Below are 13497 nucleotides of genomic sequence, written 5' to 3'. Positions count from 1 at the left end.
ATCTGCCCGCCGAAGGCGGCGGGCATTCCAGCTTTTCGACATATGACGTGGGAGGATGTCATGACTTTCAGACGCGTGGTTACTGCGAAGAATGCCGCCGGCAAATCGGTCGTCGTCAGCGACGGGGCTTCGCCCCGGGAAATGGCACTCAAGCATACGCCGGGTTTTATCTCTGCCCCTATCTGGACGACGTCGGACGTGCCGTCGCTGCCTCATGACGGCAAGGATCCGATGGCTGATAATGGAACGCTGCTCCAGCCGGCGGGCGGCTCGACCTTCATCATCGTCACCTTCCCGCCGGACGCCGTGATGATGTCGCCCAACTTCCGACCCGAACTTGCGGGCCCGGAACATGCGATGGCAGCGCCCGGTATCGCCGAGACCTTTGAGATGGAGCATCCCGGCATGCACACGACTCCGACCGTGGATTTCGGGGTGGTTCTTTCCGGCGACGTCGTGCTTGAACTGGACGACGGAGTCACGGTCAAACTCGCCGCCGGAGACACATTCGTGCAGCACGGCGCGCGGCACGCCTGGCGGAATCCTCACAATTCTCCTGCGACGATTGCCGTTGTGCTCGCGGGCGCGAAGACAAACTGACTTGCCATGCAAATTTCCGACACGTCCCCGTATGCTGTTGTTGTCGGGCTCGGTCCTGTCGGCATAACGCTCTGCAATATCCTGGGACGTTTGGGAATTGATGTTCTGGGCGTGGATACCAGGGAGGACGTCTACGCCCTGCCGCGCGCGATCGGCATGGATCACGAGGTGATGCGTGTCTTCCAAAATATTGGCGTTGCCGATCAACTGGCGGAGGTCGTCGGGGAATACAGGGATTCCATCTATCGTGCGGCCGATGGCACTGTCTTGCGCCGGTTCGTTTCGCCACCACCACCTCACAAGCTCGGCTGGCCGGCATATCTCACATTTGTCCAGCCGCAGCTCGAAAGAGTTCTGCGCGACGGAGCCAGGGCGCAGGACAGTGTGACGCTTCTCACGGGTGTCGAACTCACATCGCTGAAAAGGCCCGAAGCGCCGATCGTCAACATCAGGGATGTCGAAAGCGGCGACAGCGCAGAACTGCATCCGCGCTTTGTCATCGGCTGCGACGGTGGCCCGAGCTTGGTGCGCTGGACCCTCGACATCAAGTTCGAGGACCTGATCTTCGACCAGCCGTGGCTGGTCATCGATGTCATCGTTGGCGAAGACGTGGTTGGTCTTCCCGAGACCAATATGCAGTTTTGCGACCCCTCCCGGCCTCACACTTTCGTCGTCCTGCCGGGTCGACTGCGGCGCTGGGAGTTCATGCTGCTTCCCGGCGAGATCGCGGAGGAACTCAATCGACCAGATCGCATCTGGGAGCTGCTTTCGCCATGGCTCAAGCCGAGACAGGCGAAAATCTGGCGCTCTGCGACCTATCGCTTCCATGCGCTGGTGGCTGAGACCTGGCGCGTGGGAAACGTATTCCTGGCCGGTGACGCATGTCACATGACGCCGCCATTTCTGGCTCAGGGCATGGTCCAGGGTATCAAGGATGTCGCCAATCTCGGATGGAAACTCGCTGCGGTGCTGAAGGGCGCGCCGGACGCTCTGCTGGACACCTACGAGCAGGAGCGGCGTCCGCTGGTTCATAAGGTCATTTCCATCACCAAGGAGTTGGGCGAGGTGATATGCGAAATAGACCCTGCCAGGGCCGAAGTGCGCAATGAGAGAATGAAGGCTCTCGCGCAGGAAGGAAAGGGTGTGCTCGTCAGGCAGGATCTCTTCCCGCCGATATCGGACGGCCTGATCGCGCGTGATACTGCAGGAACGCCCGCGCCTGGCGCCGGCGAAGTGTGTCCTCAGCCGTGGATCGGTGTCGAGCATGGCCGAAGCCGGCTCGACGACCTTGGAGGCAACGGCTTCACCCTCATGACCTATGGTCTGGATTTGACTGACGCCGAGAGATTGCGCGCAGGTTGGCTCGACGTCGCCATTCACGAATTCGGGGATGCGTTGGGTGATTTGCGCGAGGAGGACGGCGTTCTAAAGACCTGGCTGTCTTCTTTCCAGGCTCTCGCGGTGCTGGCTCGTCCCGATCACGTGGTTTTCGGCGTGGCGTGCAATCACGACGATCTGGCAGAACTGTTTGATCAGCTGGAAGCGCGGATGGGCCGATCCGTCGTTTCCCGCCTTGCCCTTCCTGCCTGAAGCCCTCGCCATGGGGGTGAGCGTTCAAGGCAGCGAATGCGCATCCCTGCGGAGATGGCATGGAGAGGTCGTCGTCCATGCCTTGCTCGCGGGATCAGATCGTCACCGCATAGTATGTGAAGCCGCCGTTCTCCTTGGTGACGCCGGAAATCGCTTCGTTGATCCGTTCGAGCGGCCAGACCATCGGCTCCATTACCGAGAGGTCGATGACACCGCTGTCGACCATGGCAGCAATCTCCATGCCTTCAGCGGCAGTGAACCAGACCGAACCGATCAGTTCCATCTGCTCGTCCATCCACCATTTGACATCGACCGGAAGATCGCCCGCCGTGCCGCCGATATTGACGATGCGGCCGCCGCGGCGGACGCCCTTCATCGCGTCGAGCATGGATTCGAGGGGCGCCTTGGCACCAAGCGTGTCGAGCATCAGATCGGCGCCGACGCCATTCGTCTTCGCCTTGACGAAATCGGCGGTCGAGCCGGTGCGATTGGAGAAGGTTTCGATCCGGTCCGGCGCGAGCGCCTTGAGGCGGTCGAGCAATTCTTCGCCGCGCGCCACGGCATAGATCTTGCCGACACCCATGGCCAGCGCGAAGAGCGTTGCGCCGACTCCGAGCGTGCCGCTTGCACCGTTGATGATCAGCGACCGGCCCGTCAGCCGCCCGCACTTTTTCAGCGCCGCATAGGACGTGCCGAGATAGCCCATGCGCGAGCCCTGGACATAGGACATGGTGTCGGGGATTTTGACGACCTGGGCCTGCGGCGCCAGCATGTGTTCGCAAAAGCCGCCATAGGGATAGCGCGCGAACATCTCCAAGCTCTTCGGGTTGTAGCCGAAATAGCCGCCGAGCGTCCAATGCTGGCAGGCCTGGGGACGGCCCGAACCGCATTCGTGGCAAGCGCCACAGAAGCGGCCCGGATTGACATAGACGCGGTCGCCAGGCTTCAGCGCCACAACCTGTTCCCCGACCTGGTGCACGATGCCGCATGGATCAAGACCGTGGATCGCCGGCCGCGGCGGCATCGGCATTTGCGGATACCAGGTTTCCCAGTTCGCCAGCACATTGGCGAGGTTGGGCACCATGCCGCAGGCTTTTACCTCGACGACCACATCGGTGCCCGTGGCGACCGGCCGGGGCACCTGGTCAATTCTCATCGGCTCACCGACGGTGTGCAGGCGCGCGGCCCGCATTGTCTGCGTCATGTTCTCCTCCCTCTCGTTGATCTACCAATCCGTATTGACATACGTTGTGGTTTTTAAATACTGTATGGTATCGCAATTTGCAAGACCAATCGTGCCCGGCCGCCGCGGGAAGAATCGGGTGGCGGCGACGACTGGGTCAAACGGGAGGGGAACGGTATGGAATGGAGTCTGGTCGAGTTGCTGCGCGTGCTCTGCGGAATATGGTTTTTGCCCCACATGTTGGGCAAGGCCATGTACTATGCCAAGGCATCCGGCACTTTCGACGCAGCGGGTTTCAAGCCCGGAATGGTCTTTGTCGGACTGACGATCGCTGTGGAGGCGTTGGCTGCAATCGGCCTCGTCCTCGGCATCTATCCCAAGGTCGCCGCCGTGCTAGCCATCCTCGTCCTTCTGGGAGCCAGCTACGCGGTCGTCAGGATCAATGGCCTCAATTGGCGCTGGCAGAAGATGGGGCCGGAATTCCCGCTTTTCTGGAGCCTCGTCCTCGCGCTGACCACTCTTGGCTGAAGGCAGGCCCCAGGGGGCTGTTGACACCGGCATCGCTTTAAGATACCAGATAGTATCTGAAGTCTTATAGGTATTTTAATGCAGAAACGACCTCGACGCCGGTGCGAGGAGAAGCGCCCCAGCGCTGCATCGGAACGGGATCATCGGGAGGAAAGCATGGCTGAAACATCGGCGCTGACGGGCGAGAATCTCTACAACGACCCCTATCCGATCTATGCGCGGCTGAGGCGGGAGGAGCCGGTCGCCTATTTCGAGGGCACACACGAATATTTCGTAACCCGCTTCGACGACTGCCGCACGGTTGGCTCGACGGACAGGATCTTCGGGCCATCGGGCTCCGCGGATCGTCCCGAGGCGCGGGTCATGGGCATGCCGAATGTCCTCACCATGTCCGGCGAGGTGCATGCCTGCCTGCGCGAGGGTATCGACTTCAATCTGTCCCAGGAGCGGGTGCGGACCTATGTCGAGCGCCTGACACGTCCGGTCGTTCAACGCTTCATCGATGGAATCAAGGCGAAGGGTGAGGCCAATCTGACGACGGAACTCTTCGAGCCGATTTCCGTGCGCTGCATCGGAGACGTTATCGGGTTGACCGAGACCTCGAACGACAATCTCGTCGAATGGTTCTATGCCATGGCGCTCGGCCTGCAGAATGTCGCCAATGATCCGGCGGTCTGGGATCGGCTCGATGCGGCGCTCGCCGATATCGATCGTCAACTGGGCGTCCTCTATGACGAGGCGCTGGCAAGGCCGAACAATACGTTGATGAGCCACGTCATGTTCGGCGGCATGCCGGAGGGCAAGGCGCGCAGCCTCAGGGAAATTTCGCCGACCATGCGCGTCATCATCCTGGGTGGCCTGCAGGAGCCGGGCCACGCGGCGGCCAATGCCTGCGCCGGCCTGCTCTCCAATCCTGACCAGGCCAAGACAATGGCGGAAAGCCCGGACGAGCATGCGATGCGGGCTTTCGACGAGGGCCTGCGCTGGATCGCGCCAATCGGGGTGACGCCGCGCGTCTCGAAGGAGGATTTCGAGATCGCCGGCACTGTCATCCCCGCAGGTTCGTCCGTCGCGATCGTCATGGGCTCCGCCAATCGCGACGAAACTCGCTTCGAGAATGCCGACCAGTTCGACATGTTCCGCAAGAAGAAGCAGCACGTGACCTTCGGCTTCCGGCCGCATTTCTGTTCCGGCCACTATCTGTCGCGCGCCATGGGCGAGATCGCGCTTCAGGAAGCCTTCAAGCAACTGCCCAACTTGCGCCTCGACCCCGACCAGGAAGTCAAGGCAAAAGGCTGGCGCTTCCGCGGCGTCAACGTGCTGCCGGCGAAGTGGGACGCGTGATGACGCTGATCATCGACTGCCACGGCCACTTCACGACGGAGCCGCAGAAGCACCACGACTTCCGCAAGGCGCAGGTAGCCTATGCGGAGGGCATGGCGAGCGAGATGCCGGCCTATCCCGGTATTTCCGATGAAGAGCTGGTCGCGATCATCGAGGCGAACCAGCTTCGGCTGCAGCGGGAACGCGATTCCGACCTGACCATTATCAGCCCCCGAGCATCCGGCATGGGGCATCACATCCCCAATGTCGAGATCGCCAACAAATGGGCGCGTGTCTCCAACGCCAATATCAAGCGCATCGTCGACCTGTTTCCGGAGAATTTCGCCGCCGTCTGCCAACTGCCGCAGACCGTGGATGGCAATCTCGGATCGGTCATCGCGGAACTGGAGCGCGCGGTCGAGGACGGTTTTGTCGGCTGCAATCTCAATCCCGACCCGTCGGGCGGTCGTTGGAGCGCCCCTCCGGTCTATGACCCATGGTGGGACCCCCTGTGGGAGGCGTTGGTCGCGCTGGATGTGCCGGCGATGATTCACGTTTCCGGATCCTGCGAGCGCTGCCTGCACACGACCGGCGCCCACTACATCAATGCTGATACCGCCGTCTTCATGCAGCTCATTCAGGGTGACCTCTTCGAGCGGCATCCAAAACTCAGGCTGATCATTCCGCATGGCGGAGGTGCGGCGCCTTATCATTGGGGGCGCTATCGCGGCCTGTCGATCATGCTGGAAAAGCCGCCGATCGATCAGCACCTGATGGGCAATCTCTATTTCGATACCTGCGTCTACCATCAGGCCGGCATCGACACCCTGTTCAGGGTCGTCGACCGCAAGAACATCCTCTTTGGATCCGAACTGCTGGGCGCCGTGAAGGCGATCGATCCCGAGACCGGGCACAGCTTCGACGACACCAAACGCTACATCGATGCACTCGATTTGAGTGCCGAGGATCGTCACGCGGTCTTTGAAGGCAACGCGCGGCGGGTCTATCCGCGGCTCGGCAGGAAACTCAAGGCGCAGGGCAGATAGGCCGAACCCATGGATGGGAAGGAACGCTCATGACCACCACACTCAAACTCGCCGGCGGCGCGCAGGGCTTCAACTGGCTGCCGGTCTTCGTGGCCGAGGAACAGGGCCTGTTCGAAAAGCACGATCTCAAGATCGACTATCTGCGGATGGGAAGCGTCGACAAGGCAACCACCGCCGTCGTCGATGGCCAGGCGGATCTGGCCATCACGCCGCCGGAAGGGGCGGTTTCGAATTTCGTCAAAGGCGGCGAATTGCGGGTCATCGCGTCGAACTCCAATCGCCTGCCGATGTCGCTCGTGGCACGGCCGGACATCGGATCCGTCGCCGAGCTGAGGGGCAAGAGGATCGGAACCTCGTCGCTGACCGAGGGCACCGCGATCTATACGCAGATCCTGCTTTCCTATGCCGGGCTCACCTATCCCGGCGACTATGAATTCGTGCTGTCCGGCATCCACACCAAGCGCTGGGAGGCGCTTCAATCGGGCGAGATCGACTGCGCGCCGCAGCCGGCGCCGTGGAATTTCCTCGCCGAACGCGCGGGCTATAATCTGATCGGCGAGATCAATGACGTCATACCGCAGATCCTGTTTGCCGCGATCATCGGCCGGAAAGGCTGGCTCGAGAAGAACGGCGATGCGGTCGTGAAATTCCTGAGCGCACTCGCCGAGGCCCATGCGATCACCAACGACGCCTCGAAGGAAAGCAGAACGCTGCCGATCTTCCAGCGGATCACGGTGCCGGAGGATGAAGCGCTCGCGTTCAGGGGCCTCCGCTACATGCGCGGCATGGGCATGTGGCCGGCGGATCTCGCCATTCCTTTCAAGGCACTGGAAACGACCATCGACCTGATGATCCGAGCCAACTTGCTGGATGGGGACAAGCGGGTATCGGCAACTGGCGTTTTTGACCGGACCTACCTTCGCAAAGCGCTCGGCCAATCGGCCGCAGCTTGAAGTCCTGGGACGGGAGAAACCAGCCTTGGCCAAAGTCATCACGAAAACCGAACGGACGGACCCGGCGATTTGCGCGGCGCTGGGCGCGCTGGGGGTTGCCACGGTTCACGAAGCTCAGGGACGCACCGGGTTGCTCGCACCGCGTCTGCGGCCGATCCAGGACGGCGCGCGGATCGGCGGCAATGCGCTGACCTGCGAGGTCGCGCCTGGCGATAACTGGATGATCCATGTGGCGCTCGAATTGGCGCAGCCGGGCGATATCCTGGTCGTGACCCCGACCTCGCCCTCTGACGACGGCTATTTCGGCGACCTGCTCGCGACCTCCGCCAAGGCGCGGGGCATTCTCGGCCTCGTCATCGACGCCGGCGTCCGTGATGTCGCTGATCTGCGCCAGATGGGATTCCCGGTTTGGTCCAAGACGATTTCCGCCCAGGGCACGGTAAAGGAAACCCTAGCCGATGTGCAGATGCCGATCGTCTGCGCAAGCGCCTATGTCCGACCGGGCGATGTGATCGTCGCGGATGACGACGGCGTCTGCGTGGTCCGCCGGGAGGCGGCTGCGGACACTCTCGCCAAGGCCCGGAAGCGGCAGGCGATGGAAGAAGAAAAGCGCGCGCTCTACGAGGCGGGCCAGTTCAGCCTCGACATCAACGACATGCGCGCGCGTCTTAGGGAGAAGGGGCTGATCTATGAGTAAGTTCGAGAGACCGCGCGTGCCGCGTCGTGTCGTTACCGGTCTTCGCGGTGGCAAGTCTGTCTTCGTCAATGACGGGCCGGTACCGAATGCCCATCACTATCAATCCATTCCCGGAATGATGACCTCGGTCATTTATGCCACGGCCGCGAAGCCGGCTCTGCCGCAGGACGAAGCCGAACAGGCGCCCCCGCAGATGCACATCCCGCCGGCGCCGGGAGATACGCGGTTGATGATCGTGACCTTCCCGCCGGATGCCGGCTTCATGAGCCCGTCGTTCGATCCGGCTGCTGCCGATGCTGAGCAACGCATCCATGTTCCCGGCCTCGCGGAGAGATTCGAGGCGGAGGCGCCGGGCATGCACACGACCGACACCGTCGATTACGACATCGTGCTCGACGGCGAAATCTGGTTGGAGCTCGACGACGGCGCCGAGGTGCATCTCGAACAGGGGGATGTCGTGGTCCAATGCGGCACGCGTCATGCCTGGCGCAACAAGGGCAGCACGACCGCCACCATGTGCTTCGTCCTGATCGGCGCGGAGCGGGAGTAGGATGATGATGGGCAATGCGTCGGCGACGACATATGACTGCATCATCGTCGGAGCGGGCCATGCGGGCGCGCAGGCCGCCGGTGCCCTCCGGCAAGTCGGTTTTGCCGGCTCCATCGCGCTGGTCGGTGCGGAGCCTGAACTGCCCTATGACCGTCCTTCACTTTCCAAGGAATATCTGGCCGGCAAGAGGACGTTTGACCGCATATTGCTGCGTCCGGCCGATTTCTGGTCGTCGAGGGCGGTCGATCTCCATCTTGGCAAGCGCATGACCGCTGTCGAGCCGCTCGGACGAGTCATTGCGCTCGACGATGGATCGGAGCTCGGTTATGGCGCGTTGATCTGGGCTACCGGCGGCGAGCCGCGCCGATTGAATTGCCCTGGTCACGATCTTGCTGGTGTCTTCTATGTCCGTAGCAAGGCGGATACCGACGCGCTGATGTCCGCCCTGCCGCGGGCGGAGCATGCGGTGATCATTGGCGGGGGCTATGTCGGGCTCGAAGCTGCCGCAGTCCTCCGGGGACTCGGCAAGAGGGTCACATTGATTGAGGCGCAGGACCGGGTGCTGGCCCGTGTCGCGGGCGAACAGGTGTCCCGTTTCTACGAGACGGAGCATCGTGCGCAGGGCGTCGATATCCGCCTCGATGTCGGCCTTTCATCGATCAACGGCGGGGACGGTCGCGTGACCGGCGTCACGCTGGATGGCGGTGAGACGATCGCGGCCGATCTGGCGATTGTCGGCATCGGCATCGTGCCGGCAGTGGACCCGCTTCTTGCAGCGGGCGCGAAGGGCGGCAACGGGATCGACGTTGATGAATTCTGCCGGACCAGCCTGCCCAATATCTATTGCATTGGAGATTGCGCCCGCATGATCCATGGCGCCGGCATCCGAATCGAGTCCGTCCAGAATGCCAACGACCAGGCGATGACCGCGGCGTGGTCGATTTCGGGCGATGCCAAGCCGTACCAGGCTTTGCCCTGGTTCTGGTCGAACCAATACGACCTCAGGCTTCAGACTATCGGACTGAACGTGGGTTATGACGAGACCGTATTGCGGGGCGACCCCGCGACACGGAGCTTCAGTGTCGTCTACCTCAGGGACGGCGCGATCCTGGCGCTCGATTGCATCAACGCCGCCCGCGACTATGTCCAGGGCCGCAAGCTGATCGAAGCCGGTGCGAGGGTGCCGCTCACGGTCCTCGCGGACACGTCGATAGCGCTCAAGGACCATCTGCTGCTGCAGGTGTGACGGCCTGGCGGGCACTGATTTCAAAGGGAGAGGAATGCATGGCGACCATCACGGTCAGGACACGCAGCGGCGTAGCTGAGGATTTTGAGGGTAGGGAGGGGCTGTCGCTGATGGAGAATATCCGCAATGCCGGCCACGACGAATTGATCGCCATGTGCGGCGGATGCCTGTCCTGCGCCACCTGTCATGTCTATGTCGAGAGCATGCCCGATGGCTTCGAATTGCCCGCGATGTCAATCGATGAGGAGGCTCTGCTCTCGGGGCTCGACCATCGGCTGGAAAATTCGCGCCTGTCCTGTCAGATCCCGTTTGTGGCCGCGATGCATAGCATTGCGCTGGCGATCGCGCCCGAGGAATAGGCCGGAGATCAATACCGCTATTGCAAAGGGCGGCGGCCGTCCATCCGGCCGCCGCCCTTTCTTTTGCAATACGGGAGGAGATCAGGCGCTGGCGTGGGCCATGGTTTGTTCACCGGCATGCGCGCCACCGAGATAGGCACTGATGACAGCCGGATCGTTGAGCAGATTTTCCCCTGTGTCCTCTCCGGTGATACTGCCATTCTCGATGAGATAGCCGCGATGGGCGATCCGGAGGCTGAGCTTGGCGTTCTGCTCGACGATCAGCAGGCCGAAGCCGCCCTCCGCGATGTGCTTCAGCGATTTGAACAGTTCCTTGGACAGAAGCGGCGAGAGGCCGAGCGAGGGCTCGTCGAGCATCAGAATATCGGGTTTCGACATCAGCGCCCGCCCGATCGCCACCATCTGCTGTTCGCCGCCGGACATGGTCCGTGCAATCTGCTTCTTGCGCTCGGCGAGCCGCGGGAAAAGGTCGTAGACGAATTGAAGCGTCCGTCCAGCAGCGTCGCGGGCGCGCCGGGCATGGGCGCCAAGCTGGAGGTTTTCGGCGACGGTCAATTCGCCGAAAATGCCGCGGCCCTCGGGCACCAGCGCGATCCCCTCTTCGACGATCAGATGCGCGGGCATGCCCGAGATCTTCCGGCCGTTCATGGAGATTTCGGTCTTGTCGCCTGCCTTGACGAGGCCGGCTGTCGCCTTGAGGAAGGTCGATTTGCCGGCGCCATTGGCGCCGAGGATGACGCAGATTTCGCCCTTTTCCACATGGGCTGATACGCCTTGCAACGCAGCGTGCCGGCCGAAATGGACTGCGAGATTCTTGATTTCAAGCATCGTCGTCTCCCAGATAGGCTCGGATGACTTCAGGCTCGGCGAGGACGTCGGCCGACGGTCCGTCGGCGATCTTGATGCCCGAGCTCATCACCACGCAGCGCCCGCAAAGCGCCCGGACGGCATCCATCACATGTTCGACCATGATGATCGTGCGGCCTTCCCGGTTGATATTGCGAATGAGGTCGATGCCGACCACCAGTTCCGTCGGGTTGAGGCCGGCAAGCCATTCGTCGAGGAGCAACAGACGCGGTTCCGTGGCGAGCGCCCGTGCAAGTTCGACGCGCTTCTGGTCGATATAGGTCATGGACGCGACGGAGAGATCCTCGCGGCCTTCAAGACCGACCTTGGCCAGCAGTTCCCTGGCGAAAGCATCTGCCTCGGTACCCCAGGGCTTCCTGCCGGCAAAGGCGGCGCCGGCCTTGACGTTTTCGACTGCGGTCATGGAGGGCAGTACTCGAACGAGCTGGAATGTGCGGGCGACGCCACCACATGCGATCTGATGCGGCGCAAGCCCGGAAATACGCCCGCCTGCGAGCCGGATTTCGCCCGAGGTCAGGCCAAGAGCGCCTGAAATCAGGTTGAGCATCGTCGTCTTGCCGGATCCGTTGGGACCGAGGAGCCCAAGCAATTCGCCATCGGCGACGTCGAAGCTGACATCGTCGACGGCAACCAGGCCGCCGAATTTCTTGCGTGCATTGTGGACGGTGAGGACCGGTGCGCTCATGCCAGTTCCTCCGCGCCGGTGGGCTGCGCGACTCCGGTCGCGCCGCCATTGTGGTTCCGGAACTTGTTCAGCAACTGCTCAAGCCTGCTGGTGAGCCCGTCCGGCAGCGCATAGACGATCGCGAGAAAGGCGATGCCGATGATGACGGGCGTCTGGTCAGGAAAGTGGGCGGACACGAAATCCATGAGGATGGTGAAAGGCACGACGCCGATGAGCGGTCCCCAGAGCCGGCGCGTGCCGCCGAGCAGCGCCATGATCACGACCAGGAACGAGATCATCGGATTGAAGGCGGATTGCGGCTCGATATAGGAATAGCGTGGGGCGACGATGGCGCCGGCTATGCCGATGAAGGCGCCCGAGAGCATGAACAATATGATCTTGAGCCGCGCCGTGGCGATGCCGACATGCCGGGCAACCGCCTCGTCGTCGCCGATGATCCGAAGAGCGAAGCCATGGCGGGAACGTCTGATGGCCCAGCTTGTCAGGAAGACGACGACGGCGAGGGCAAGCAGCATCCAATAGATATGTGCCTCGGTGAAGTCAGTGAAGACATAGAGACCGGCGGAAGCAGCGATCTTGGTCTGGATCCAGTTCACGACCTGGCGGATGAATTCAGCCAGCCCGAGAGTGAAGATGACGAAGTAGACCCCGGAGAGCCGGAGCGTTGCCGCCCCGACAAGGCCTGCCAGCAGCGCCGCGCTGACCGCACCGCCGATAAGCAGGATCGGGAAGGGCAGGACATCGATGCCAACAGCGACGCTATAGGTGCCAAGCCCGAAGAAGGCGGCGGTCGCCAGCGATACGAAATGCGTCGGTCCGGAAAACATCGCCCAGGCCGTACAGAGCACGATATAGAGCATGATGTTGACGCCGAGGGAAAGGTAGTAGCCCTCCGTCAGCAGCGGCAGGCAGGCCAGGATGGCAGTCCCGGCTGCGGCCAGAAAGGCATGGAAGGCCGGGGTGGAACGCAGGTTCGTCACGCGGAAGACCTCCCGAAAATGCCCTGTGGGCGAAACAGAAGAACCAGGATGAACAGGGCGTAGGTGGCTGCGAGTGTCAGGCCTGGATCGATCAGCGTGGCAACGGTCGTCTCGGCAATGCCGAGGATCAGGGCCGCGAGGACGGCGCCGCGCACGTCGCCGACACCGCCCATGATGACGATGATCAGGGCCTTCATGGTGAAGACGACGCCCATCGTGGCGTTGAATGTGTAGAAGGTCGAGAGAAGTCCACCGCCGCACGCCGTCAGCGCGCCACCGAGCGCGAAGGCGAAAGCTGCGGTCTTCGCGACATCGATGGCAACCAGCCTGGCCGATGATGGATCGACGGCCACCGCACGCACGGCGGTGCCCTGTCTGCTCCGATAGAGGAACAGATAGAGCGCGACGGCGATGATGGCTGCAGCACCGAATGCGACGACGCGGTTCAGGCCGTAGGAATTGCCGAAGATCGGGAAGGGCGTGGCGAGGAACGTATAGCTGAAATAGGCGCCACCGAAGACCAGCAGCATGATGCCCTGGGTCAGGAACAACAGGCCGAAGGTCGCGAGGATCGAGTCGACCTCCAGCATGCCCCGGTTCCTGGCGCGGTTGACCAGCGGTCGGAGCAGGACCGAGTAGATCAGCCAGTTCAGCACGAACGCGATGGGCGCTATGATGATAAGCCCGATGATCGGATTGATGTTCAGCGCCGTGTAGAGCCAGAATGCACCGAAGCAGCCTGCGACAAGCGTTTCGCCATTGGCGAGATTCATGATGCGCGCGACGCCATATTGCAGCGTCAGCCCCAGCGCGATCAGCGCGTAGGTCCCGCCCAGCAATATGCCGGTTATGATGATGTCCATTGGTCCCTCCCGAAGGAAGGCCGGCGA

The 13497-nt window shown here is 62.2% G+C and carries 15 protein-coding genes; 10 read left to right on the top strand and 5 right to left on the bottom strand.

The window, feature by feature from the left end; translation table 11 throughout:
• Positions 1 to 60: 60 nt before the first annotated feature.
• Positions 61 to 600 (top strand): cupin domain-containing protein, encoded by a 540-nt coding sequence (locus AC2YI2_RS28185; RefSeq protein WP_487389856.1) that lies wholly within the window; start codon positions 61 to 63, stop codon positions 598 to 600.
• A gap of 6 nt (positions 601 to 606) precedes the next feature.
• The gene (locus AC2YI2_RS28180; protein WP_487389855.1) at positions 607 to 2190 is read left to right on the top strand and encodes a bifunctional 3-(3-hydroxy-phenyl)propionate/3-hydroxycinnamic acid hydroxylase; all 1584 of its coding nucleotides are present in this window, start codon (positions 607 to 609) and stop codon (positions 2188 to 2190) included.
• A gap of 94 nt (positions 2191 to 2284) precedes the next feature.
• Here AC2YI2_RS28180 and AC2YI2_RS28175 read toward each other — a convergent pair whose 3' ends face one another.
• The gene (locus AC2YI2_RS28175) at positions 2285 to 3394 is read right to left on the bottom strand and encodes an alcohol dehydrogenase catalytic domain-containing protein (RefSeq protein ID WP_487389854.1); all 1110 of its coding nucleotides are present in this window, start codon (positions 3392 to 3394) and stop codon (positions 2285 to 2287) included.
• Positions 3395 to 3550: 156 nt separating this feature from the next.
• Here AC2YI2_RS28175 and AC2YI2_RS28170 point away from each other — a divergent pair, with 156 nt between their 5' ends.
• The 8 genes from AC2YI2_RS28170 (at position 3551) to AC2YI2_RS28135 (ending at position 10075) form a co-directional block, all read left to right on the top strand.
• On the top strand, positions 3551 to 3901 hold the full coding sequence (locus AC2YI2_RS28170; RefSeq protein WP_487389853.1) for a DoxX family protein: 351 nt from the start codon (positions 3551 to 3553) through the stop codon (positions 3899 to 3901).
• Between the two features lie 156 nt (positions 3902 to 4057).
• Positions 4058 to 5245, top strand: a complete 1188-nt coding sequence (locus AC2YI2_RS28165; RefSeq protein ID WP_487389852.1) for a cytochrome P450 — start codon at positions 4058 to 4060, stop codon at positions 5243 to 5245.
• Entirely contained in the window at positions 5245 to 6270 is a 1026-nt protein-coding gene (locus AC2YI2_RS28160) for an amidohydrolase family protein (RefSeq protein WP_487389851.1), read from the top strand. The genes AC2YI2_RS28165 and AC2YI2_RS28160 overlap by 1 nt, the downstream gene beginning before the upstream one ends.
• A gap of 29 nt (positions 6271 to 6299) precedes the next feature.
• A complete protein-coding gene (locus AC2YI2_RS28155; RefSeq protein ID WP_487389850.1) occupies positions 6300 to 7223 on the top strand; it encodes an ABC transporter substrate-binding protein in 924 nt (307 codons plus the stop codon).
• A gap of 25 nt (positions 7224 to 7248) precedes the next feature.
• Positions 7249 to 7920 (top strand): 4-carboxy-4-hydroxy-2-oxoadipate aldolase/oxaloacetate decarboxylase, encoded by a 672-nt coding sequence (locus AC2YI2_RS28150; RefSeq protein ID WP_487389849.1) that lies wholly within the window; start codon positions 7249 to 7251, stop codon positions 7918 to 7920.
• Positions 7913 to 8470 carry a cupin domain-containing protein gene (locus AC2YI2_RS28145; protein ID WP_487389848.1) on the top strand — a complete coding sequence of 186 codons (558 nt, stop codon included), beginning with the start codon at positions 7913 to 7915 and terminating at the stop codon, positions 8468 to 8470. Before AC2YI2_RS28150 ends, AC2YI2_RS28145 begins: the two co-directional genes overlap by 8 nt.
• A 4-nt stretch (positions 8471 to 8474) precedes the next feature.
• The gene (locus tag AC2YI2_RS28140) at positions 8475 to 9716 is read left to right on the top strand and encodes an NAD(P)/FAD-dependent oxidoreductase (protein ID WP_487389847.1); all 1242 of its coding nucleotides are present in this window, start codon (positions 8475 to 8477) and stop codon (positions 9714 to 9716) included.
• A 38-nt stretch (positions 9717 to 9754) separates the two neighbouring features.
• A complete protein-coding gene (locus tag AC2YI2_RS28135) occupies positions 9755 to 10075 on the top strand; it encodes a 2Fe-2S iron-sulfur cluster-binding protein (RefSeq protein ID WP_487389846.1) in 321 nt (106 codons plus the stop codon).
• An 81-nt stretch (positions 10076 to 10156) separates the two neighbouring features.
• Here AC2YI2_RS28135 and AC2YI2_RS28130 read toward each other — a convergent pair whose 3' ends face one another.
• Genes AC2YI2_RS28130 through AC2YI2_RS28115 form a run of 4 tightly spaced genes read right to left on the bottom strand, consistent with a single transcriptional unit; the run spans position 10157 to position 13470 of the window.
• Positions 10157 to 10903, bottom strand: coding sequence for an ABC transporter ATP-binding protein (locus AC2YI2_RS28130; protein WP_487389845.1), 747 nt, complete (start codon positions 10901 to 10903; stop codon positions 10157 to 10159).
• Positions 10896 to 11627: an ABC transporter ATP-binding protein gene (locus tag AC2YI2_RS28125; RefSeq protein ID WP_487389844.1), complete on the bottom strand. Its 732-nt coding sequence runs from the start codon at positions 11625 to 11627 to the stop codon at positions 10896 to 10898. The genes AC2YI2_RS28130 and AC2YI2_RS28125 overlap by 8 nt, the downstream gene beginning before the upstream one ends.
• Positions 11624 to 12607: a branched-chain amino acid ABC transporter permease gene (locus AC2YI2_RS28120; RefSeq protein ID WP_487389843.1), complete on the bottom strand. Its 984-nt coding sequence runs from the start codon at positions 12605 to 12607 to the stop codon at positions 11624 to 11626. Before AC2YI2_RS28120 ends, AC2YI2_RS28125 begins: the two co-directional genes overlap by 4 nt.
• The gene (locus AC2YI2_RS28115; protein ID WP_487389842.1) at positions 12604 to 13470 is read right to left on the bottom strand and encodes a branched-chain amino acid ABC transporter permease; all 867 of its coding nucleotides are present in this window, start codon (positions 13468 to 13470) and stop codon (positions 12604 to 12606) included. Before AC2YI2_RS28115 ends, AC2YI2_RS28120 begins: the two co-directional genes overlap by 4 nt.
• Positions 13471 to 13497: the final 27 nt, after the last annotated feature.

The organism is Rhizobium sp. SRI_017 (assembly GCF_057586295.1).
Note: the sequence above shows the minus strand (reverse complement) of the source record. Positions and strands in the feature narration are given on the sequence as shown.

Excerpts from the sequence above, each read along its gene's own strand:
- AC2YI2_RS28160 (WP_487389851.1), top strand. The coding sequence starts at position 5,245 with ATGACGCTGATCATCGACTGCCACGGCCACTTCACGACGGAGCCGCAG.
- AC2YI2_RS28130 (WP_487389845.1), bottom strand. The coding sequence starts at position 10,903 with ATGCTTGAAATCAAGAATCTCGCAGTCCATTTCGGCCGGCACGCTGCG.
- AC2YI2_RS28135 (WP_487389846.1), top strand. The coding sequence starts at position 9,755 with ATGGCGACCATCACGGTCAGGACACGCAGCGGCGTAGCTGAGGATTTT.
- AC2YI2_RS28170 (WP_487389853.1), top strand. The coding sequence starts at position 3,551 with ATGGAATGGAGTCTGGTCGAGTTGCTGCGCGTGCTCTGCGGAATATGG.
- AC2YI2_RS28185 (WP_487389856.1), top strand. The coding sequence starts at position 61 with ATGACTTTCAGACGCGTGGTTACTGCGAAGAATGCCGCCGGCAAATCG.
- AC2YI2_RS28115 (WP_487389842.1), bottom strand. The coding sequence starts at position 13,470 with ATGGACATCATCATAACCGGCATATTGCTGGGCGGGACCTACGCGCTG.
- AC2YI2_RS28165 (WP_487389852.1), top strand. The coding sequence starts at position 4,058 with ATGGCTGAAACATCGGCGCTGACGGGCGAGAATCTCTACAACGACCCC.
- AC2YI2_RS28140 (WP_487389847.1), top strand. The coding sequence starts at position 8,475 with ATGATGGGCAATGCGTCGGCGACGACATATGACTGCATCATCGTCGGA.
- AC2YI2_RS28125 (WP_487389844.1), bottom strand. The coding sequence starts at position 11,627 with ATGAGCGCACCGGTCCTCACCGTCCACAATGCACGCAAGAAATTCGGC.
- AC2YI2_RS28180 (WP_487389855.1), top strand. The coding sequence starts at position 607 with ATGCAAATTTCCGACACGTCCCCGTATGCTGTTGTTGTCGGGCTCGGT.
- AC2YI2_RS28175 (WP_487389854.1), bottom strand. The coding sequence starts at position 3,394 with ATGACGCAGACAATGCGGGCCGCGCGCCTGCACACCGTCGGTGAGCCG.
- AC2YI2_RS28145 (WP_487389848.1), top strand. The coding sequence starts at position 7,913 with ATGAGTAAGTTCGAGAGACCGCGCGTGCCGCGTCGTGTCGTTACCGGT.
- AC2YI2_RS28155 (WP_487389850.1), top strand. The coding sequence starts at position 6,300 with ATGACCACCACACTCAAACTCGCCGGCGGCGCGCAGGGCTTCAACTGG.